General features: G+C 50.4%; 19 protein-coding genes and 1 riboswitch. Of the genes, 4 read left to right on the top strand and 15 right to left on the bottom strand.

The features are described 5' to 3' along the window. Position 1: 1 nt before the first annotated feature. The 9 genes from WES_RS14075 to moaA form a co-directional block, all read right to left on the bottom strand. Entirely contained in the window at positions 2 to 223 is a 222-nt protein-coding gene (locus WES_RS14075) for a hypothetical protein (RefSeq protein ID WP_016159035.1), read from the bottom strand. Positions 224 to 301: 78 nt separating this feature from the next. Continuing rightward, positions 302 to 1015 carry a Bax inhibitor-1/YccA family protein gene (locus WES_RS14080; RefSeq protein ID WP_016159036.1) on the bottom strand — a complete coding sequence of 238 codons (714 nt, stop codon included), beginning with the start codon at positions 1013 to 1015 and terminating at the stop codon, positions 302 to 304. Positions 1016 to 1211: 196 nt separating this feature from the next. Continuing rightward, the gene (locus WES_RS14085; protein ID WP_016159037.1) at positions 1212 to 2873 is read right to left on the bottom strand and encodes a phosphoethanolamine transferase; all 1662 of its coding nucleotides are present in this window, start codon (positions 2871 to 2873) and stop codon (positions 1212 to 1214) included. A gap of 314 nt (positions 2874 to 3187) precedes the next feature. Further along, positions 3188 to 3892, bottom strand: coding sequence for a Bax inhibitor-1/YccA family protein (locus tag WES_RS14090; protein ID WP_000373623.1), 705 nt, complete (start codon positions 3890 to 3892; stop codon positions 3188 to 3190). A gap of 135 nt (positions 3893 to 4027) precedes the next feature. Next, positions 4028 to 4480, bottom strand: coding sequence for a molybdopterin synthase catalytic subunit MoaE (gene moaE, locus WES_RS14095; RefSeq protein WP_000852287.1), 453 nt, complete (start codon positions 4478 to 4480; stop codon positions 4028 to 4030). Between the two features lies 1 nt (position 4481). Next, positions 4482 to 4727 carry a molybdopterin synthase sulfur carrier subunit gene (gene moaD / locus WES_RS14100; protein WP_000598607.1) on the bottom strand — a complete coding sequence of 82 codons (246 nt, stop codon included), beginning with the start codon at positions 4725 to 4727 and terminating at the stop codon, positions 4482 to 4484. Continuing rightward, positions 4720 to 5205, bottom strand: coding sequence for a cyclic pyranopterin monophosphate synthase MoaC (moaC, locus tag WES_RS14105; protein WP_000080885.1), 486 nt, complete (start codon positions 5203 to 5205; stop codon positions 4720 to 4722). Before moaC ends, moaD begins: the two co-directional genes overlap by 8 nt. A gap of 2 nt (positions 5206 to 5207) precedes the next feature. After that, positions 5208 to 5720 carry a molybdenum cofactor biosynthesis protein B gene (gene moaB, locus WES_RS14110; protein WP_000084634.1) on the bottom strand — a complete coding sequence of 171 codons (513 nt, stop codon included), beginning with the start codon at positions 5718 to 5720 and terminating at the stop codon, positions 5208 to 5210. A gap of 21 nt (positions 5721 to 5741) precedes the next feature. Then, positions 5742 to 6731, bottom strand: coding sequence for a GTP 3',8-cyclase MoaA (moaA, locus tag WES_RS14115; RefSeq protein ID WP_010351242.1), 990 nt, complete (start codon positions 6729 to 6731; stop codon positions 5742 to 5744). Continuing rightward, positions 6719 to 6863: riboswitch (molybdenum cofactor riboswitch) on the bottom strand. (Overlaps the previous gene by 13 nt.) Before the next feature lie 265 nt (positions 6864 to 7128). Between moaA and yvcK the strand changes: the two genes are divergently transcribed. Then, positions 7129 to 8037, top strand: a complete 909-nt coding sequence (gene yvcK / locus WES_RS14120; protein ID WP_010347415.1) for a uridine diphosphate-N-acetylglucosamine-binding protein YvcK — start codon at positions 7129 to 7131, stop codon at positions 8035 to 8037. Between the two features lie 189 nt (positions 8038 to 8226). Here yvcK and uvrB read toward each other — a convergent pair whose 3' ends face one another. The 5 genes from uvrB to bioB form a co-directional block, all read right to left on the bottom strand. Continuing rightward, complete coding sequence (uvrB, locus tag WES_RS14125; protein WP_000042546.1) at positions 8227 to 10248, bottom strand: excinuclease ABC subunit UvrB; 2022 nt, start codon at positions 10246 to 10248, stop codon at positions 8227 to 8229. 573 nt (positions 10249 to 10821) lie between these two features. Continuing rightward, the gene (gene bioD, locus WES_RS14130) at positions 10822 to 11502 is read right to left on the bottom strand and encodes a dethiobiotin synthase (protein ID WP_016159039.1); all 681 of its coding nucleotides are present in this window, start codon (positions 11500 to 11502) and stop codon (positions 10822 to 10824) included. Continuing rightward, complete coding sequence (bioC, locus tag WES_RS14135) at positions 11495 to 12250, bottom strand: malonyl-ACP O-methyltransferase BioC (protein ID WP_016159040.1); 756 nt, start codon at positions 12248 to 12250, stop codon at positions 11495 to 11497. The genes bioD and bioC overlap by 8 nt, the downstream gene beginning before the upstream one ends. Further along, positions 12234 to 13391 (bottom strand): 8-amino-7-oxononanoate synthase, encoded by a 1158-nt coding sequence (bioF, locus tag WES_RS14140; protein WP_016159041.1) that lies wholly within the window; start codon positions 13389 to 13391, stop codon positions 12234 to 12236. The genes bioC and bioF overlap by 17 nt, the downstream gene beginning before the upstream one ends. Beyond that, positions 13388 to 14428, bottom strand: a complete 1041-nt coding sequence (gene bioB / locus WES_RS14145; RefSeq protein WP_016159042.1) for a biotin synthase BioB — start codon at positions 14426 to 14428, stop codon at positions 13388 to 13390. The genes bioF and bioB overlap by 4 nt, the downstream gene beginning before the upstream one ends. An 86-nt stretch (positions 14429 to 14514) precedes the next feature. Here bioB and bioA point away from each other — a divergent pair, with 86 nt between their 5' ends. The 3 genes from bioA (at position 14515) to WES_RS14160 (ending at position 17774) form a co-directional block, all read left to right on the top strand. Beyond that, a complete protein-coding gene (gene bioA, locus WES_RS14150; protein ID WP_016159043.1) occupies positions 14515 to 15804 on the top strand; it encodes an adenosylmethionine--8-amino-7-oxononanoate transaminase in 1290 nt (429 codons plus the stop codon). A gap of 58 nt (positions 15805 to 15862) precedes the next feature. After that, positions 15863 to 16339 (top strand): kinase inhibitor, encoded by a 477-nt coding sequence (locus tag WES_RS14155; RefSeq protein WP_016159044.1) that lies wholly within the window; start codon positions 15863 to 15865, stop codon positions 16337 to 16339. Positions 16340 to 16490: 151 nt separating this feature from the next. Further along, positions 16491 to 17774 (top strand): putative acyl-CoA thioester hydrolase, encoded by a 1284-nt coding sequence (locus WES_RS14160; RefSeq protein ID WP_016159045.1) that lies wholly within the window; start codon positions 16491 to 16493, stop codon positions 17772 to 17774. Positions 17775 to 17914: 140 nt separating this feature from the next. Here WES_RS14160 and WES_RS14165 read toward each other — a convergent pair whose 3' ends face one another. Beyond that, positions 17915 to 20176, bottom strand: a complete 2262-nt coding sequence (locus tag WES_RS14165) for a hydratase (RefSeq protein ID WP_016159046.1) — start codon at positions 20174 to 20176, stop codon at positions 17915 to 17917. Positions 20177 to 20240: the final 64 nt, after the last annotated feature.

Here is a 20240-nt window from a genome sequence, read left to right as displayed (position 1 = left end):
CTCAGTTAAGTTCTTTTGGTTTAAGTTCGGGATGCTGTGTATAAATGGGGGTCATGATGTCGATTAACATGCGCCCCATAATTTCCCCGACGGCGGAACGATAAGTATTGAGCTCAGATTCATCGCAAGTTTGCTGAACAAGCGATACTGATGTATCTAATTTAGAACCAATATAGAGCATTAATGCGCTGATATCTGCTGCCAGAGTTTTATCTTTGAACATTCCATAAACCTTTTTAATTTTTAGATAAAGGCACAACTGTACAAAATATCAAAATTTAGCCACATTCCACTTTAAATACTAATGGAAAAATCGAGTATGTCTTTGCCAGACAAGCGTTATAGCTATTGCTGCAAGTATCCCAAAGAAGCCGATAAAATAGTAATAGAGTGTTAATGCACCTATAAAAGCGCAACGAACCGGACTCCATAACTCTTCGCTATGGCTTTTTCCTGCCAGTTCAAGGAGCTTATTTCGTCCATGGGAGATAAGGCCTGACCACAACACAATCATTAAGCAACTTATTACCCAAACAGGTCGTTCACTCATTAATGTAGCATTAACGATGATGACCAGGGCCAACCCCGTCAATGTCATCATAATGATAAAACTGTAAGAACCAGGATCAAACTTAAACAATAAACCGGCCAGCATACTGATTAAAAACATCGCTCCCGCTGTGCAGAACACGACGGTAATGGCAGAGACAGGTGCTAAACTTGCAACGACAATTGCCACCAACGATATTAAAAACAGATATATTACGCCTGATATGGCAGCATTTATCTTATTGATATCTTTACTTAAGCCATACATACAAAGTAATAACAATCCTATGGCGACATACATCGGCGGTGAATCATATTTTGTTGCCGTGATTTCGAGATGCTTAGCTATCCAGGCCAGTCCTGCGGTTGCCGCCAAACCGAAAGCGGTAATGAGCCATATGGTGTTTAATATCCTGGCCTCGCGGAGAAAATCGAGTTTATTGTTGTTTTGCAAGTATGATTCCATTCTTTTCGTTGTCCTTAGATAAGAAACTTAATATCCATTGTAAATAAATTCACAATCACACATATACAATACTAATGCGTTCCTGCATTCTGATACGCTACAGTCCTGTCACAAAGTATGTTTTACGCCAGACTAATGTTTATTGTTTCCTTAATAACAATGAGGGGACATCGGGCGATGTCCTCTCTGCATAAAATCACAGCGGATTCGGACTGGCTTCGCGATAAGAAACATTTTTCTTCGGTGATGCGAAGGTGTCTCGCAGATCTTTATATTCAAATATTTTAGCGCGGGTGCCATCAGTTACTGGAATAGAGGAGTCCGGACGATAACACTGAGATAATGGCGAATTGCAATGCTCTTCGTGGGTAGAGATGCCCAGCCAGTCAAGAATCATCGCATAGTTATTAAGCAATGAATAAACTTCTTGAATGTGTCCAAGTTTACGCGGTTGACTGGCGATAGCAGCCTGGCTATACCAGATAAATTGCGGTACATCGTAGGCTTCTTTACTGGGAGTATCTGCGGCATGCATATAATACGATGGAATATTGGGATTTTTCTCCAGACCGTGGTCAGAAAAATAGAGTAATGAGGATTTACTTCCCTCCAGTCGTTTCATGATTTCACCAATGATGTAATCGGTAAATTGTATGGAGTTGTTGTAGCAATCCTCGTATTTATCCCCTGTTTTAATTTTATCTGCCCATTCAGGGTAGCGTGTACAGGCAATTTCATGGCTACCATTACCATGTAGCAGTATTAATTTCTTACCCTTGACTTTTAATGCTTCATCCAACAACGGAAGAAGGCTATCATCGTATTCCTCGCTTACCCAATGTGTATTATTACTGGAACGACCAATGAGCGTAATATAGTTATTATGCTTCCCGGACATACCCACGGTACTTAACCAGGTAGTCTGATACCCCACTTTATTAGCTACGGCAATAACATTATTTGATAAGTCCGCAGTGGTAAAACTTTCTGTTGTCGCTTTACTGAGGATCATCGGAACAGAAGTTACTGTTGCCGCCGCTGGAGAAACTGCATTATCAAAGATAAGCGCCTGTGGTCCAATCTCATTTTGTACAGGCGTGGTATTGATACCAAAGCCATACAAACTCATATTACTGCGCCGTACAGACTCCCCTACGATAATAACATAATTTTCAATATCCGTTTCTTTAGCTATCAATCCCGGTAAATCCACATCAATTTGTTTTATTTCTCTGGCAAAAGAAATATCTCGATAAGCAATAATAAAATCGGCAGCGGTATAAAATGGTGTAAATCTTAACACCCTGGAGCTTAATGGAGAGTATCCTCCAAGACCATCTTTTTTCTGTTTACTCCATTGATTGTAGCTAAACCATGAGATAAATATTAATAGTATCACCAGTGATGCACATTGAACTTTAGTAGACACACACTTAACGCCCATGTGTATAGAAAAATAAGTCAGCAAGAAATAAACAACACATACTGGCATCCAGGATAGATATAACCCCGACATTGTTTTCACTTCAGACCAGTGGGTTTCCATGATACTCATCGCAAAGATAATATTAAATTCACTTTGATAAATTTGCCATGTACAAAGCGCGACCATAAAGTTAATGGTCAATAATAGTGACACACTCAATGCTGCTATTTTTCCAACAAATAATCGATAACACCCTGTCAAACACAGGATGATTAGCAAGTTGCAGATACCGACGCGCAGGATAACCCTCAATGGCTGTAAAAAATAAACAGGCCAAAGCTGGAATAATACGGATACAAGTAGCAATGCGATGAAAATGTATTTTTTTGACTGCCGTGGATAAGCCGTTATCGATGGTAATACGAAAGACATAGAACCCCAATCCATTTATTATATGAATATATATTTAAAAATTAATCCCATTGAGATATATTATCAGCAGATGATTGATTTTTACCCGCAAGCATTTATTTAACAGATGAATATCACCAGCCATTAATAAAACCGTAGGATTGTACTCTATTTTCTTTTAGGTATACCAGATTTATAAAAATGCATCACATGCATAGATATAAAGATATAATCAATATGAATTATATCTTTATGCCTATTTTTTAAATATATACTTATTATCGAATAGACAAAAAAAATCCCGGTGTCATTCCGGGATTTTATAAGAAATGCGTTTAACGGCGGTTGCCAAAGATCCGCAGCAACATCAGGAACAGGTTGATGAAGTCCAGATACAACGTTAATGCGCCAAGAATGGAATATTTACGCAGGTTCGACGTGTCGCGGGTATCAATCTGTTCACCCATATTTTTCAGTTTCTGAGTGTCATACGCCGTCAGTCCAACAAAGACAATCACGCCGATGTAGGTGACTGCCCACATCAACGCTTCGCTTTTCAGCCAGAAGTTCACCAGCGAGGCGATGACAATACCGATTAATGCCATAAATAGCATATTGCCGAAGCCACTTAAATCGCGTTTCGTGGTGTAACCATACAGACTCATCGCGCCAAACATCCCGGCGGTGACAACGAAGGTACTGGCAATAGAGGCGGCAGTGTAGACAATGAAAATACTGGAGAGCGTTAAGCCCGTTAGCGCCGAATAAAGCATAAAGAGCATCGTCGTTACGCCCGCGCTGAGTTTTTGAATCATCGCTGATAACACGATAACCAGAGCTAATTGCGCGATTATCAAACCGATTAAGAAGACCCGGTTAGTGAATAGCAGCTCCATAACGGCGGCAGAATTAGCCGCATACCAGGCAACAAATGCGGTCAGCAACAGGCCAACTGTCATCCAGCCATATACCTGCGCCATATAGGTTTGCAAGCCAGCACGGGGTTGTACGATTGAATCTGAACGTGGAAATCTGTCCATGACTTTCTCCTGAAGATATAAGGAATATCTAAAGGATACTGCAAATGATGAGGGTGTGCATCGAGGCAGCGTAAACGCATGTCCAGAGCGGTGAAATTGCCGGATGCAGCGGTGCCTTATCCGGCCAACAAAAAACTACCAGCGTTTTGCCGCCTGCTGATCGCTCTCCCTGGCTTCGACCCAGCGATCACCTTCCGGCGTGGCTTCGCGCTTCCAGAACGGTGCGCGGGTTTTCAGATAATCCATAATAAACTGCCCGGCTTCAAACGCGCTGCTACGATGCGCGCTGGTGACGCCGACAAAAACGATTTCATCGCCCGGCCATAATTCGCCAATGCGGTGAATCACCGTGACTCTCCCCAGCGGCCAACGGTTACGCGCCTCATCCACGATTTCCGCCAGTGCCTTTTCCGTCATCCCCGGATAGTGTTCGAGGGTTAATGCTTTTACACTGTCGCCCAGGTTATGGTTGCGCACCTTACCAGTAAACGTGACCACTGCACCATCTTCGTCACGCTCCGCCAGCCACGGGTACTCTTCCCCTACACTGAACGGCTGCGGGCCGACAACAATTTTGGTTTCTGCCATCTTAACCTCCGGTTACCGGCGGGAAAAAAGCCACTTCGTCGCCGTCAGTCAGCGGATGGTCAAAACTCACCAGCGTCTGGTTGACGGCGGCCAGTAATTTGCCATCTTCCAGCGCCAGCGCCCAGCGATCGCTCTGCGCTGCCAGGTGTTGGCGCAATGCTTCTACGTTTGGGAAATCCGCAGCCACTTCGGTTGCATCTGTTCCCACCAACTCACGCACCTGGGCGAAAAAAAGAACTTTAATCATCCGCTTCCACCTTAAAATCACCCGACTTGCCGCCGCTCTTCGCCAGCAAACGTACCGGGCCAATCACCATATCTTTTTGCACCGCTTTGCACATGTCATAAATGGTCAGCGCCGCCACAGAGGCTGCGGTTAATGCTTCCATTTCGACACCAGTTTTGCCGGTCAGGCGGCAAAGCGTTTCAATTCGTACCCGATTATGTTCCGGCTCGGCCTGTAAATTGACTTCAACTTTGCTGAGCATCAGCGGATGACAGAGCGGGATCAGATCCCAGGTGCGTTTTGCCGCCTGAATACCGGCAATGCGCGCAGTGGCAAATACGTCGCCTTTGTGGTGGCGACCATCAATGATCATCGCCAGCGTCTCACTGCGCATGGTGACAAAGGCTTCGGCGCGCGCTTCACGTACAGTTTCCGCTTTGGCGGAGACATCCACCATGTGCGCTTCGCCAGCGGCGTTGATATGGGTCAGTTGCGACATACTTATTTCTTCAAATGTGGATGGAAATTGCACGGACGCGTACGGGCATCCAGCTGCGGGGCGATGATATTTTCCCAGGCGGTGCGGCACGCTTTGGTTGAACCAGGCATGGCGAAAATCAGTGTCTTGTTAGCAACACCCGCCACCGCACGAGATTGCAGCGTTGCGGTGCCAATCTCTTCGAACGACAGCATACGGAACACTTCGCCGAAGCCTTCGACTTCACGATCGAACAGCGGCAGCAGTGCTTCTGGCGCTTGATCGCCTTCCGTCAGGCCAGTACCACCTGTAATCAGCACCACTTGCACATCGTCGCTGGCGATCCACGCAGATACCTGGGCACGGATGGCGTAGCGATTTTCTTTGACTATGGCTTTATCGACAACGTGATGGCCTGCTTCCTGCGCCGAGTCGCGCAGATAGTGACCGGAGGTATCGTCTTCTTCACCGCGACGATTAGAAACCGTAAGAATAGCAATACGGGTCGGGATAAATTCAGTGCTTACCTGACTCATCTGATCTCTCCTTTTGACGTTTTAACCGCCAATGTACGATAAGTTTTGCGTAATACCGGTGTTGTTTTGATGCAGGAAATGGGTCTGTTTTTTCTCCCGCAGCGCCGCCGAAATACGTGCTTCCAGCGCCTGTTGCTGGGTATCGTCTTCCAGCAGATCGCGCAGATTAACGCCGCCCTCACCAAACAGGCAGAGGTGGAGTTTACCAATGGAGGAGACGCGCAGGCGGTTGCAGGTGGCGCAGAAGTCTTTTTCATACGGCATGATAAGGCCGATCTCTCCTGCGTAATCCGGATGACAAAAAACTTGCGCGGGGCCGTCGCTGCGTTGACGAAGCTGATGGAGCCAGCCACGACGCAGCAGCTCGTCACGCAGAACCTGACCAGAGATATGGTGCTTACGGAAGAGTTCGCTACCCTCGCCCGTTTCCATCAGTTCGATAAAACGCAGCTGAATGGGGCGATGCTGGATCCAGTTCAGAAAGGTGTCGAGTTGATGATGATTGACATCCCGCATCAGCACGGTATTGACTTTGACCTTCTCAAACCCGGCTTCAAATGCGGCATCGATGCCTGCCATTACCTGGTTAAATTTATCCTGCCCGGTAATGGCGTGAAACTGACGGGCGTCGAGGCTATCAACGCTGACGTTAATGCCTGTCAGGCCTGCATCGCGCCAGTTCGCGACATCGCGTTCCAGACGGTAACCATTGGTAGTGACCGCAATCTGGCGAATAGCGTCGTTTTCCCGCACGGCGGCGATGATATCGGTAAAGTCACGGCGTAAAGACGGCTCGCCGCCTGTCAGGCGAACTTTTTCGGTGCCCAGACTGGCGAAGGCGCGAGTAACCCGACGAATTTCATCGACGGTCAGGAAGCCTTTATTAGTGACGCCGCTCGGCTTGTAGCCATCCGGCAGGCAGTAGGTGCAACGAAAGTTACACACATCGGTAATCGACAGGCGCAAGTAGTAAAACTTACGCGCAAATGCATCAGTCAGTTGTGAAGCCATGTACACCTTTCCAGATACGGGAGGCGAAGTCATTTCTTCCTTCGCCCTGGTGGCAATCTTTATGAGCATTGTCACGGCCAAAGCACCGTATCAGTTGACCCAGGTGCAGAGGCTAGAGTGTTTAGTGGTTATGCCGATACTAGCGTGTAAATGAGATTTTTACCATTCACACTTTTCGCTATGTAATCATGTATATAGCGTCATGATCGTGCTATTTCACTACAGAATAAGGGAAAATGACGGTTTTACTTTGATGTACATCATCAGCAATGCAGTGCGTATATCGTCCTTTAGAGGTAGAAAACAATTATTTATATCCTCAATATTGGCAGGTTAATTGCTGTTTCCCTGTCAGTTGCGCTACTGTAGCGCGGATAATCTGACTTCAGGAATTTATATGCGCAATCGTACGCTGGCTGACCTTGATCGTGTCGTTGCTCTCGGCGGAGGGCATGGACTGGGACGCGTTCTCTCCTCACTTTCGTCTTTGGGTTCTCGTTTAACGGGAATTGTGACCACCACCGATAATGGTGGTTCGACAGGACGAATTCGCCGCTCAGAAGGCGGTATTGCCTGGGGCGATATGCGCAACTGCCTTAATCAGTTGATTACGGAACCCAGCGTCGCTTCCGCGATGTTTGAATACCGTTTTGGCGGTAATGGCGAACTTTCCGGGCATAACCTTGGAAACCTGATGTTAAAGGCGCTGGATCACCTTAGCGTACGGCCTCTGGAAGCCATCAATTTGATTCGTAATCTGCTGAAAGTGGATGCGCATTTGATTCCAATGTCAGAGCATCCCGTTGATCTGATGGCGATTGACGATCAGGGGCATGAAGTTTACGGCGAGGTGAATATTGACCAGTTAACCACGCCGATTCAGGAATTACTGTTAACCCCTAATGTGCCTGCCACGCGTGAAGCGGTACATGCTATCAATGAAGCAGATCTGATTCTTATCGGGCCAGGCAGTTTTTATACCAGCCTGATGCCGATCCTGCTGCTTAAGGAAATGGCGCAGGCATTGCGCCGCACGCCAGCTCCGATGGTCTATATCGGCAATCTGGGACGTGAACTTAGCTTACCAGCGGCGAATCTGAAGCTGGAAAATAAGCTGGCGATTATGGAGCAGTATGTCGGCAAGAAGGTTATTGATGCCGTAGTCGTTGGGCCGAAAGTGGATGTTTCTGCGGTCACCGACAGAATAGTGATTCAGGACGTACTGGAGGCCAGCGATATCCCCTATCGTCATGACCGCCAGTTGTTACATAACGCACTAGAAAAGGCGTTACAGGCGTTGGGTTAACGGGAAGTCGAAAGAAAACTCCGGCTTCCTATTGAAACAAAGTGCACGTTGTTCATGCCGGATGCGGCGTGAACGCCTTACCGGCCTACAAATCGCGCAAATTCAATATATTGAAGAGCTCATGTAGGCCTGATAAGCGTAGCGCATCAGGCAATTTCGCGTTTCTCATCAGGCTTCTTCGCTATCCTGTCACGACGCGGCAATAAACAGCTCACGCAACTGATGCAACTGATCGCGAATTTGCGCCGCCTCTTCGAACTCCAGGTTTTGCGCATGTTTCATCATCTGCCCTTCCAGCTCATGGATTTTCTGCTGCAACGCTTTTGGCGACATATCCATCGGCACATTATCCGGCTCAACAATCGCGCGCGCTTTCCCTCTGCCCTTGGCTTTGGTTTTAGCAATGTTCTGCCCCAGCGCCAGGATATCGACCACTTTCTTGTTCAGCCCTTGCGGTGTAATGCCATGCTCTTCGTTGTACTTCTGCTGTTTCTCGCGGCGACGTTCGGTTTCGCCAATCGCTTTCGCCATTGACGGGGTTATCTTATCGCCGTAGAGAATCGCTTTGCCGTTGACGTTACGCGCCGCACGCCCGATGGTCTGAATTAATGAACGTTCAGAACGCAGGAAGCCCTCTTTGTCGGCGTCGAGGATTGCCACCAGCGAAACTTCCGGCATATCCAGACCTTCGCGCAGTAAGTTGATGCCAACCAGTACGTCAAACTCGCCCAGACGTAAATCGCGGATGATTTCCATACGCTCAACGGTATCAATGTCGGAGTGAAGATAACGCACGCGCTCGCCGTGTTCTTCGAGATATTCCGTGAGATCTTCCGCCATCCGCTTGGTCAGTGTTGTGACAAGAACGCGTTCGTTAATTGCCGCTCGCTGACGAATCTCCGAAAGAAGATCATCGACCTGGGTCGCTACCGGACGCACTTCGATAATCGGATCAAGCAATCCGGTTGGACGCACCACCTGATCCACCACGTCGCCGCCTGATTTTTCCAGCTCGTAATTACCCGGCGTCGCAGAAACATAGATGGTTTGCGGGGCTAAAGCTTCGAACTCTTCAAATTTCAGTGGACGGTTATCCAGCGCAGATGGCAGGCGGAAACCGTACTCCACCAGCGTTTCTTTACGCGCCCGGTCGCCGCGATACATACCGCCAATCTGCGGAATGGTGACGTGTGATTCATCAACCACCAGCAGCCCATCGGCAGGCAGATAATCAAACAGCGTCGGCGGTGGCTCGCCAGGCCCGCGCCCGGAGAGGAAGCGCGAATAGTTTTCAATGCCCGAACAGTAGCCCAGCTCATTCATCATCTCCAGATCAAACTGGGTACGCTGGGTCAGCCGCTGCTCTTCCAGCAACTTGTTATTTGCCAGCAGTACTTTGCGCCGATCCGCCAGTTCTTCTTTAATCTCTTCCATCGCCTGCACAATGCGCTCGCGCGGCGTAACATAGTGCGTTTTCGGGTAGATGGTATAACGCGCAATGGTCGAGATAATCTGCCCGGTCAGTGGGTCGAAAAGCGAGAGACGCTCCACTTCTTCGTCGAACAATTCTACACGTAGCGCAACGTCGTCGGACTCTGCCGGGAAGATGTCGATCACCTCACCGCGCACGCGGAAAGTGCCGCGCTGGAACGCCTGGTCGTTGCGGGTATATTGCAACTCCGCCAGGCGGCGCAGGATAGCCCGTTGATCGATAATCATACCGACCGTGAGGTGCAGCATCATTTTGAGATATAAATCAGGATCGCCCAGACCATAAATAGCGGAAACTGACGCTACGACAATAACATCTCGCCGCTCCAGCAACGCTTTGGTTGCTGAAAGTCGCATCTGTTCGATATGTTCGTTTACTGAGGCATCTTTCTCAATAAACGTATCTGAACTCGGAACATAGGCTTCTGGCTGATAGTAATCGTAATAGGAGACGAAATACTCCACCGCGTTTTCCGGGAAGAACTCTTTCATCTCACCATATAGTTGCGCTGCCAGCGTTTTGTTGGGTGCCAGCACCATGGTTGGACGTTGCAGGTCAGCAATGACATTAGCAATAGTGAAGGTTTTTCCCGACCCCGTCACGCCGAGCAGAGTCTGATGCGCGAGGCCATCCTCCAGCCCCTCTTTGAGGCGTCGAATCGCCTCCGGCTGATCGCCAGAAGGTTTGAACGCGGAATTCAGTTTGAATGGTTTACTCATGAGTTGCTACCTGAAGGAATGGGCGGGCAGGTGTGTAATTTTACTCGTCATGATTAATAATGCCAATAAATTATACTGGATAAAAAAACAGTCTCACACCACAACATTTCTGTTACGCCGTAAACTAAGGTCTAAACCGTAGACAAAATTGACGCTGTGACGAGATAAAACTCTGGTCTGCAGGGTTATCCCCAGAGCAATGGCTTTTTTAACATTTGTCAAGATGGCTGATGACGGATTTATTGCAGGAGATGACACTTTCCTGACAGCCATTGCATTTATATAACAGATTGAAAAATAACAAATATTTATTTAAGCCGTCTTTAGCGCCAATTTGCGTGCAAGCCGCGTATTCTCTCGCTTACCTTACGTTTTCTAACTCTAATGCACATGGTTATCCACAGGAATAGTGGATAACTGCCTGCAGCCCCTATGTCCAGCCGCCTGGGCAATTCCCATACTAATCGTATAATGCGGGGGTAAAATTTTTTTCGCGATTTTTTTAGCATTTTATTGGTTAAATTACGGGCGACCGAAGACGCGATCTCGCTCGCAATTCAACCAATTTTTTTGCTACTTCAGTGATGTGAGATTTATATATTTTCCGGTTAGCGCACTTTCTGGATTTTCCTGGAGCCAGGGGATTTCCCCCAGCAGCGGCGCGGGGATCATTCGGGTGAGCGTAGCCATATATTCACTGTGGCGTTTACCCTGCGGCGTGACATCGTTCGCCACCCAGCCTGCGAGTGTTAGCCCTGCCTGCTGTACGGCCTGTGCTGTCAGCATTGCATGATTGATGCAGCCCAGTTTTACCCCAACGACCAGAATCACCGGCAGTTGTTCCTGCGTTACCCAATCTGCAAACATGAACGAATCCGAAAGCGGCGTAAACCAGCCGCCCGCGCCTTCCACTAACACCCACTCAGCCTGGTGTTCCAGCGCACGTAATCCGGCGCTCATCACCAATGGGTCAATTGGCCTGCCCTCTTGCGCGCTGATGATATGCGGCGAGGTCGCCTCTTCGAAGGTGTATGGATTCACCGTGGCGTAATCCAGCTGCAGGCTGCTGTTGCGCTGTAACGCCAGTGCATCGCTGTTGCGTAAACCTTCTGCAGTCATTTCGCTACCGGAGGCAACGGGTTTGTAGCCTGCCGTTCGGTAACCTGCGGCCTTCGCGGCCTGCAACAGTGCGCAACTGGCAACAGTTTTACCCACTTCGGTGTCCGTTCCGGTAACAAAATAGCGTTTACTCACGAGCAATTACTCCCAAAAAAAGATAATACGTCAGGGGATATCGCCCCTGCTGTTGCGGCCAGGCCAGTTGCAGTTGTTGTAGCTGTGAACGGGTCAATACTCGCTGGTCGCGCCCTGCGTGAAGATGCGTTGCGCCAATGCCTTTCAGCGAACGCATGGCACTGAGCGCATCATCAAACCACAGCGTGACAGGCTGCATATTATGTTGATAACGAAAACCTTTCAGCGCCTGTTCAATATCTGCTGACGGTAAAAAGCGATTGGCATGGGGGCGTTCGTCTACCGCTTGCCACGCCTGATGCAATTCGGGTAACGAACCCTGCGCCAGCGTGGTAAACGCCACCACGCCTTTGGGGCGCACCACGCGATACAGCTCGCGGAGTGCCGTGGATAAATTACCGCACCACTGCACCGCGAGATTGCTCCATGCAAGATCGAAGGTTGCAGTCGCTAACGGCAGGGATTCGATATCTCCTGCCAGATAATGATCTGCGGCATCCTTCTGGCGTGCCTGGGCAAGCATTGGTGGCGAGAGATCTAACGCCATCACCTGCTCGCTACGCTCGCGCCAGTGGCGGCTCATCCAGCCAGGTCCACAGCCAGCGTCCAGCACACGGGCGTATTTGCGTTGCGGGAGCATTGCCAGTAAGGCGTCGGCACTGTGGCGCTGTAACTCTGCGTGTTGCTCATATTGTGAGGCAGCCCGACCAAATGCCGCCGCAATGGCTTGTTTATTGACCGTTGCCATGCAGCACCTCCAGCAAACGGTCGATATCCTGCGTTTCATGCACTGCGGTTAGCGTTAAGCGTAGACGCGCGGTGCCGACGGGTACGGTTGGTGGGCGAATCGCTGTTACCCAGCAACCTTGCTGACGCAGTTTTTCTGCCAGGCGTAATGCGCGAGCGTTATCACCGATGATTAATGGCTGAATGGCGCTACGTGAATCCGCAAGAGTAAACGGCAAACCCTGCACTCCGGTACGAAAACGCGTAATGAGCGCCGCCAGTTTTTCGCGCCGTGCATCACCCTCATCGCTGCGAATGACCGCCAGCGACGTACGTAATGCCTGCGCCTGAGCGGGCGGCATACTGGTGCTGTAGATAAGATGACGGGCAAATTGCAGCAGATAATCCGCCACAGTTTCAGAGCAAAGCACCGCCGCACCGCTGACGCCAAATCCTTTACCAAAGGTGACCACCAGCAATTCTGGTTTTACCTTTTGCAGCCAGCAGCTGCCGCGCCCCTGCTCCCCGATAACGCCCGTGCCGTGGGCATCATCGACCATCAACCAGCCATTGTGCTGTTGCGTTACCTGCTGGATTTCCTCCAGTGGCGCGCAATCGCCGTCCATGCTGAACACGCCTTCTGTCACCACCAGTTGCTGCCCCGGACAGGGGGAAGCAAGCAGTCGCGCCAGATGAGTGACATCGTTATGAGCAAAACGGCGAAGTTGCGCCGGACTTAAACTGGCAGCTTCCAGCAAGGAAGCATGGCTAAGCCGGTCGGCAACGATGCGATCTTCTTTTGCCATCATCGCGGCAATGACGGCCTGATTAGCGGCAAAACCGGAGATAAACAGCAGCGCCCGCGAATAACCCAGCCACTCGGCCAATTCTTCTTCCAGCGCCTGATGCGCCACGCTATAACCGCTGACGTGACCAGAACCGCCGCTGCCGACGCCAAATTGCTCCGCGCCCTGCTGCCAGGCACGGATAATTTGCGGATGATGGCTTAAACCTAAGTAATCGTTACTGGAAAAGTTCAGATACTGGCGTTCGTCCGCCACCAGCCAGCGTCCGGCGCCTTGTGCCACCGGATAACGGCGACGCAGAGCATCGGCAGCACGCCGCGCATCGAGCGCCGCGTTAATCTTCTCCTGCCAGCTCATAGTGCTGCCGCGTTGTAATATTCGTCAGTGTCCGGGGTCATCAGCGCCTGTTCAAGACGTTGCTGTTGTTCGTTATCGCCCGCCAGCACGGCGGTTTGTTGCGGATTCAGCCCCAGTTTGCGGAACAGTTGCAGGTCTTTATCTTCTTCTGGATTCGGCGTGGTTAGCAGTTTGCAACCGTAGAAAATCGAGTTAGCCCCGGCCATAAAGCACATCGCCTGAGTCTGTTCGTTCATCTGTTCGCGTCCGGCAGAAAGGCGCACGTAAGAAGTTGGCATCATGATCCGCGCCACCGCAATGGTGCGAATAAAATCAAAGGCATCGACATCGTCGTTATCAGCAAGCGGCGTGCCTTTCACCTTCACCAGCATGTTGATTGGCACGCTTTCCGGCGGTGTCGGCAGATTCGCCAGTTGCAGCAATAATCCGGCGCGATCTTTCACCGTTTCGCCTAAGCCAACAATGCCGCCGGAACAGACTTTGATCCCGGCCTCGCGCACTTTTTCCAGCGTATCAAGGCGTTCCTGGTAGGTACGTGTGGTGATGATATTGCCGTAAAACTCCGGCGAGGTGTCGAGGTTGTGGTTGTAGTAATCCAGCCCGGCGTCCGCGAGGCGCTGCGCCTGGGATTCACTTAATGTACCCAGCGTCATACACGCCTCCAGCCCCATCGCTTTTACCCCCTGCACCATCTGCTCTAGATAGGGCATATCGCGTTCGTGGGGATTCTTCCACGCCGCGCCCATGCAGAAACGTGTCGATCCCGCCGCTTTCGCTTTGCGCGCCGACTCCAGCACCTGCTCGACTTCCATTAACCGTTCGGCTTCCAGCCCGGTTTTATAGCGCGAGCTTTGCGGGCAATATTTGCAATCTTCCGGGCAAGCACCGGTTTTAATTGACAGCAAAGTGCTGACCTGTACCTGACGAGGATCGAAATGCTGACGATGCACCTGCTGCGCTTCAAACAGCAGATCCAGCAACGGTTTTTCAAATAATTCTGTAACTTGCGACAATGTCCAGCGTGGGCGGTGAGCCATGGGGCTTCTCCAGAACGTGTTTTTTGTTGTTAATTCGGTGTAGACTTGTAAACCTAAATCTTTTCAATTTGGTTTACAAGTCGATTATGACAACGGACGATCTTGCCTTTGACCAACGCCATATCTGGCACCCATACACATCCATGACCTCCCCGCTGCCGGTTTATCCGGTGGCGAGCGCGGAAGGTTGTGAGCTGATTTTGTCTGACGGCAGACGCCTGGTTGACGGTATGTCGTCCTGGTGGGCGGCGATCCACGGTTACAATCACCCGCAGCTTAATGCGGCGATGAAGTCGCAAATTGATGCCATGTCGCATGTGATGTTTGGTGGTATCACCCATGCGCCAGCCATTGAGCTGTGCCGCAAACTGGTGACGATGACGCCGCAACCACTGGAATGCGTTTTTCTCGCGGACTCCGGTTCCGTGGCGGTAGAAGTGGCGATGAAGATGGCGTTGCAGTACTGGCAGGCCAAAGGCGAAGCGCGCCAGCGTTTTCTGACCTTCCGCAATGGTTATCATGGCGATACTTTTGGCGCGATGTCGGTATGTGATCCTGACAACTCAATGCACAGCCTGTGGAAAGGCTATCTGCCAGAAAACTTGTTTGCCCCGGCTCCGCAAAGCCGCATGGACGGCGAATGGGATGAGCGCGATATGGTGGGCTTTGCGCGCCTGATGGCGGCGCATCGTCATGAAATTGCTGCGGTGATCATTGAACCGATTGTCCAGGGTGCTGGCGGGATGCGCATCTACCATCCGGAATGGTTAAAACGAATCCGCAAAATGTGCGATCGTGAAGGTATCTTGCTGATTGCTGACGAAATCGCCACCGGATTTGGTCGAACCGGCAAACTGTTTGCCTGTGAACATGCGGGGATCGCGCCGGACATTTTATGCCTCGGTAAAGCCTTAACCGGCGGCACGATGACCCTTTCCGCTACGCTCACCACACGTCAGGTTGCGGAAACTATTAGTAACGGCGAAGCCGGTTGCTTTATGCACGGGCCAACTTTTATGGGCAATCCGCTGGCCTGCGCGGCAGCGAACGCCAGCCTGACGATTATCGAATCCGGTAAATGGCAACAGCAGGTGGCAAATATTGAAGCGCAACTACGCGAGCAACTGGCACCAGCCCGTGACGCCGAAATGGTTGCCGATGTGCGCGTGCTGGGGGCGATTGGCGTGGTCGAAACCACTCGTCCGGTGAATATGGCAGCACTGCAAAAATTCTTTGTCGAGCAGGGTGTGTGGATCCGGCCTTTTGGCAAACTGATTTACCTGATGCCGCCTTATATTATTCGCCCGCAACAGTTGCAGCGCCTGACCGCAGCGGTAAATCACGCCGTACTGGATGAAACATTTTTTTGCCAATAACGGGAAGTCAGCGTGAGGGTTTCTGGCTACACTTTCTGCAAACAAGAAAGGAGGGTTAATGAAACTCATCAGTAATGATCTGCGCGATGGCGATAAGCTACCGCATCGTCATGTCTTTAACGGCATGGGTTACGATGGCGATAATATTTCGCCACATCTGGCGTGGGATGATGTTCCTGCGAGAACGAAAAGTTTTGTCGTCACCTGCTACGACCCGGATGCGCCAACCGGCTCCGGCTGGTGGCACTGGGTAGTTGTTAACTTGCCTGCCGATACCCGTGTATTGCCGCAAGGATTTGGCTCTGGTCTGGTAGCAATCCCTGATGGCGTGCTCCAGACACGCACCGATTTTGGTAAAACCGGGTACGATGGCGCAGCGCCGCCGAAAGGCGAAACCCATCGCTACATTTTTACCGTTCACGCGCTTGATGTAGAACGCATTGATGTCGATGAAGGTGCCAGCGGCGCGATGGTCGGTTTTAACGTTCATTTCCACTCTCTCGCCAGTGCATCAATTACCGCGATGTTCAGTTAAATAATCTGTCAGATGGTGCCAGGCCATCTGACATCACTTAAAGGTATTAAAAACAACTTTTTGTCTTTTTACCTTCCCGTTTCGCTAAAGTTAGTATAAAAAAGCAGGCTTCAACGGATTCATTTTTCCATTTCAAAGCCCGGAGCAACCTGTGAACACATTTTCAGTTTCCCGTCTGGCGCTGGCACTGGCTTTTGGCGTGACGCTGACCGCCTGTAGCTCAACACCGCCCGATCAACGTCCTTCCGATCAAGTAGCACCTGGTACGTCTTCTCGCCCGATTCTGTCGGCAAAAGAAGCGCAGAATTTCGATGCTCAACACTATTTTGCGTCCCTGACGCCAGGTGCTACAGCATGGAATCCTTCCCCGATTACCCTGCCTGCGCAACCTGACTTTGTTGTCGGCCCGGCGGGTACTCAAGGTGTAACGCATACCACGATTCAGGCGGCGGTAGATGCGGCGATTATCAAGCGTACAAATAAGCGCCAGTATATTGCCGTGATGCCAGGTGAGTATGAAGGTACAGTTTATGTCCCTGCCGCTCCGGGGGGAATCACTGTCTACGGTATGGGCGAAAAACCGATTGATGTGAAGATTGGACTTTCCCTTGATGGTGGAATGAGCCCTGCCGACTGGCGTCATGACGTCAACCCGCGCGGCAAATATATGCCAGGTAAACCAGCGTGGTATATGTACGATAGCTGCCAGAGCAAACGCAGCAACAGCATCGGCGTTCTCTGTTCTGCGGTCTTCTGGTCACAAAACAATGGCCTGCAACTGCAAAACCTGACCATTGAAAACACGCTGGGCGATAGCGTAGATGCGGGTAACCACCCGGCGGTAGCATTGCGTACTGACGGCGACAAAGTGCAGATCAACAACGTTAACATTCTCGGTCGTCAGAATACCTTCTTTGTCACCAACAGCGGTGTGCAAAACCGTCTGGAAACGAATCGTCAGCCGCGTACGCTGGTGACCAACAGCTACATTGAAGGGGATGTGGATATCGTTTCTGGTCGCGGCGCAGTGGTGTTCGATAATACCGAATTCCGCGTGGTGAACTCACGTACTCAGCAAGAAGCGTATGTGTTTGCACCGGCTACGCTGTCCAATATTTACTACGGTTTCCTCGTGGTAAACAGCCGTTTCAATGCTTCCGGTGATGGCGTCGCGCAGCTGGGCCGCTCGCTGGATGTTGATGCCAATACCAACGGTCAGGTGGTGATCCGTGATAGCGCCATCAACGAAGGTTTTAACACGGCCAAACCGTGGGCCGATGCGGTGATTTCCAATCGTCCATTTGCGGGTAATACCGGCAGCGTTGATGATAACGACGAAGTACAGCGCAATCTGAATGACACTAACTACAACCGCATGTGGGAATACAATAACCGTGGCGTGGGTAGCAAAGTGGTTGCAGAAGCAAAGAAATAAGAGCTATTAACTCATTGCCGGATGCGGCGTAAACGCCTTATCCGGCCTACGGGTCGATGTGATTTGTAGGTCGGATAAGATGCGCCAGCATCGCATCCGACAATAAGTGCCGGATGCGACCTACATTCACATGGCGCTTTTTATATCTGACGGTTTTTATTGAAGTTAATCAAACTACCCGCCTTGATAATCTCACGCTCTTCCGCAGTCAGGCTTTCCATGTAAAGCGTAATTTCCGTTACCGGCGCATCTTCATGGATCACATAACCTTTGAAGGTCGTACCTGGATTATCCAGCGCCGCTTTAATGCCAGGAATATAAATGTAATCCCCCACTTCAAAGTTCGGCACTTCTGCCATTTGCAGCGGTAACATCCCCCAGTTGATGACATTAGAACGGTAACGTTTAGTCGCGTATTCCTCGGCAATATTCGCCAGACCGCCAATCACACGCTGGCAGCTCGCCGCCTGTTCACGCGCAGAACCATCACCTGGTTTGACTGCATAGACCATGCTGCCAATTTCAGTTTGCAGCGGATCAATATGTTCCTGACCAGCAATCTGTTTAATACGCGCAAACACCCCTGCCAGTTCACTAACGTTTCCTGCCAGACGCTGATTTTCCAGCTCAGCGGTGGCCTTACTTCTGCCAACATAACCTGGATCGCGGCGTGACAGGGTAAACTCCGCCAGACCAATCGGATTTGAACGATAAGAAGAAGTTTCACCGGAAGGAATCAGTTCATCGGTGGTGGTCACTTCGTCGAGGATCTTCGAGCACACTTTGAGGACGATATTGTCAGTCAGCGCGCCCAATTCCGGCCAGTCTTTAATGTTCGGTCCGTAGATCAGCGGTTGCTGTGTCGCCCCTTTCACAAAGCCTTGATAGACGCGATTTTTATACGGCGTTACATCGAAGGCGTACTCCGGCACGTTGTCCCAGCAATCCAGCTCGCTGGCAGAGGTTAAATAGCCACCGTTTGCCGCAGTCGCAGCGATAGAACGGGCGTCCATTAATGCAACCGCTGACATCTGACCATTAGCTGGCTTAGAGCCCTCGCGATTCGGGAAGTTACGCGTGGTGTGGCGAATACTCAAACCGTTGTTGATTGGTGTATCGCCCGCGCCAAAGCATGGGCCGCAGAACGCAGTTCTGATGATTGCGCCTGCGCCAATCAAATCTGCTACCACGCCTTTTTTGGCTAAATCCATAAATACCGGCTGTGATGACGGATAAACCGCCAGCGAGAAGGTGTCGTTGCCACAGGATTGACCACGCAGTGCATTCGCCGCTGCAATAACGTTTTCATAGTTACCGCCAGAACAGCCTGCGATAATCCCCTGTTGTACTTTCAGGCGACCATTTTCGACTTTATCCAGCAGCGAGAGTCTGGCTTTACCGTGCGCCACGCGCTCGGACTCGATTTCAATCTCACGCAGAATGTCGGTCAGGTTCTGGTTCAGCGTGTCGATTTCATAAACGTTGCTCGGGTGGAACGGCAGCGCAATCATTGGTTTGATGGCACTTAAATCAACGCTAATGCAACCATCGTAGTACGCCATCGGTTGTGGATTAAGCTGGCAGTAATCCTGGCCGCGACCGTGCAGCGCCAGCCAGTTATGGACTTCTTCATCGGTTTGCCAGACAGAACTTAAACAGGTGGTTTCAGTGGTCATCACGTCAACGCTGTTGCGGAAATCGGTAGAGAGCGCAGCAACACCTGGCCCCACGAACTCCATCACTTTATTTTTGACGTAGCCGTTTTTGAACACCGCGCCGATAATTGCCAGCGCCACATCCTGCGGCCCCACATAGGGTGCTGGTTTTCCGGTCAAATGCACCGCAATAACGCCCGGATAGTCGATATCCCAGGTGTCATTAAGCAGTTGTTTTACCAGCTCGCCGCCGCCCTCGCCGACCGCCATTGTACCTAACGCACCGTAACGGGTGTGGCTGTCTGAACCGAGGATCATTTTGCCGCCGCCTGCCATCATTTCACGCATATATTGATGGATGACCGCAATATGCGGAGGCACAAAAATACCGCCATAACGCTGCGCTGCCGATAAACCAAAAACATGGTCATCACCGTTAATGGTGCCGCCGACGGCGCACAGTGAGTTATGGCAGTTGGTCAGCACATACGGCAGCGGGAAACGTTCCATGCCGGACGCTTTAGCGGTCTGTACAATACCAACAAAGGTAATATCGTGGGAGGCTAAGGAATCAAACTTAATTTTAAGTTTGTCCATATTTCCGGATGTATTATGAGAAGAGAGAATAGACCAGGCAATAGTGCCTTTTTTTGCTTCTTCTTTTTTAATTTCGCCGGTGAAATGTTCTTCGGTAATTATTTCGTTATTACTGGCGAGAAACACGCCTTTTTCAGATAACTTGATCATCAAATGCTCCAGATATCTGCGCACCGTAAAGTGCGCAGAAAAATAATGAATGGATATACTCTAA

Origin of the sequence: Escherichia sp. KTE31 (assembly GCF_000407925.1) — a bacterium.
Lineage (GTDB): Bacteria > Pseudomonadota > Gammaproteobacteria > Enterobacterales > Enterobacteriaceae > Escherichia > Escherichia ruysiae.
Note: the sequence above shows the minus strand (reverse complement) of the source record. Positions and strands in the feature narration are given on the sequence as shown.

What these genes read in the sequence shown, in the direction of transcription:
- WES_RS14075 (WP_016159035.1), bottom strand. Translation starts at nt 223, where the DNA reads ATGTTCAAAGATAAAACTCTGGCAGCAGATATCAGCGCATTAATGCTC.
- WES_RS14080 (WP_016159036.1), bottom strand. Translation starts at nt 1,015, where the DNA reads ATGGAATCATACTTGCAAAACAACAATAAACTCGATTTTCTCCGCGAG.
- WES_RS14085 (WP_016159037.1), bottom strand. Translation starts at nt 2,873, where the DNA reads ATGTCTTTCGTATTACCATCGATAACGGCTTATCCACGGCAGTCAAAA.
- WES_RS14090 (WP_000373623.1), bottom strand. Translation starts at nt 3,892, where the DNA reads ATGGACAGATTTCCACGTTCAGATTCAATCGTACAACCCCGTGCTGGC.
- moaE (WP_000852287.1), bottom strand. Translation starts at nt 4,480, where the DNA reads ATGGCAGAAACCAAAATTGTTGTCGGCCCGCAGCCGTTCAGTGTAGGG.
- moaD (WP_000598607.1), bottom strand. Translation starts at nt 4,727, where the DNA reads ATGATTAAAGTTCTTTTTTTCGCCCAGGTGCGTGAGTTGGTGGGAACA.
- moaC (WP_000080885.1), bottom strand. Translation starts at nt 5,205, where the DNA reads ATGTCGCAACTGACCCATATCAACGCCGCTGGCGAAGCGCACATGGTG.
- moaB (WP_000084634.1), bottom strand. Translation starts at nt 5,720, where the DNA reads ATGAGTCAGGTAAGCACTGAATTTATCCCGACCCGTATTGCTATTCTT.
- moaA (WP_010351242.1), bottom strand. Translation starts at nt 6,731, where the DNA reads ATGGCTTCACAACTGACTGATGCATTTGCGCGTAAGTTTTACTACTTG.
- yvcK (WP_010347415.1), top strand. Translation starts at nt 7,129, where the DNA reads ATGCGCAATCGTACGCTGGCTGACCTTGATCGTGTCGTTGCTCTCGGC.
- uvrB (WP_000042546.1), bottom strand. Translation starts at nt 10,248, where the DNA reads ATGAGTAAACCATTCAAACTGAATTCCGCGTTCAAACCTTCTGGCGAT.
- bioC (WP_016159040.1), bottom strand. Translation starts at nt 12,250, where the DNA reads ATGGCAACGGTCAATAAACAAGCCATTGCGGCGGCATTTGGTCGGGCT.
- bioF (WP_016159041.1), bottom strand. Translation starts at nt 13,391, where the DNA reads ATGAGCTGGCAGGAGAAGATTAACGCGGCGCTCGATGCGCGGCGTGCT.
- bioB (WP_016159042.1), bottom strand. Translation starts at nt 14,428, where the DNA reads ATGGCTCACCGCCCACGCTGGACATTGTCGCAAGTTACAGAATTATTT.
- bioA (WP_016159043.1), top strand. Translation starts at nt 14,515, where the DNA reads ATGACAACGGACGATCTTGCCTTTGACCAACGCCATATCTGGCACCCA.
- WES_RS14155 (WP_016159044.1), top strand. Translation starts at nt 15,863, where the DNA reads ATGAAACTCATCAGTAATGATCTGCGCGATGGCGATAAGCTACCGCAT.
- WES_RS14165 (WP_016159046.1), bottom strand. Translation starts at nt 20,176, where the DNA reads ATGATCAAGTTATCTGAAAAAGGCGTGTTTCTCGCCAGTAATAACGAA.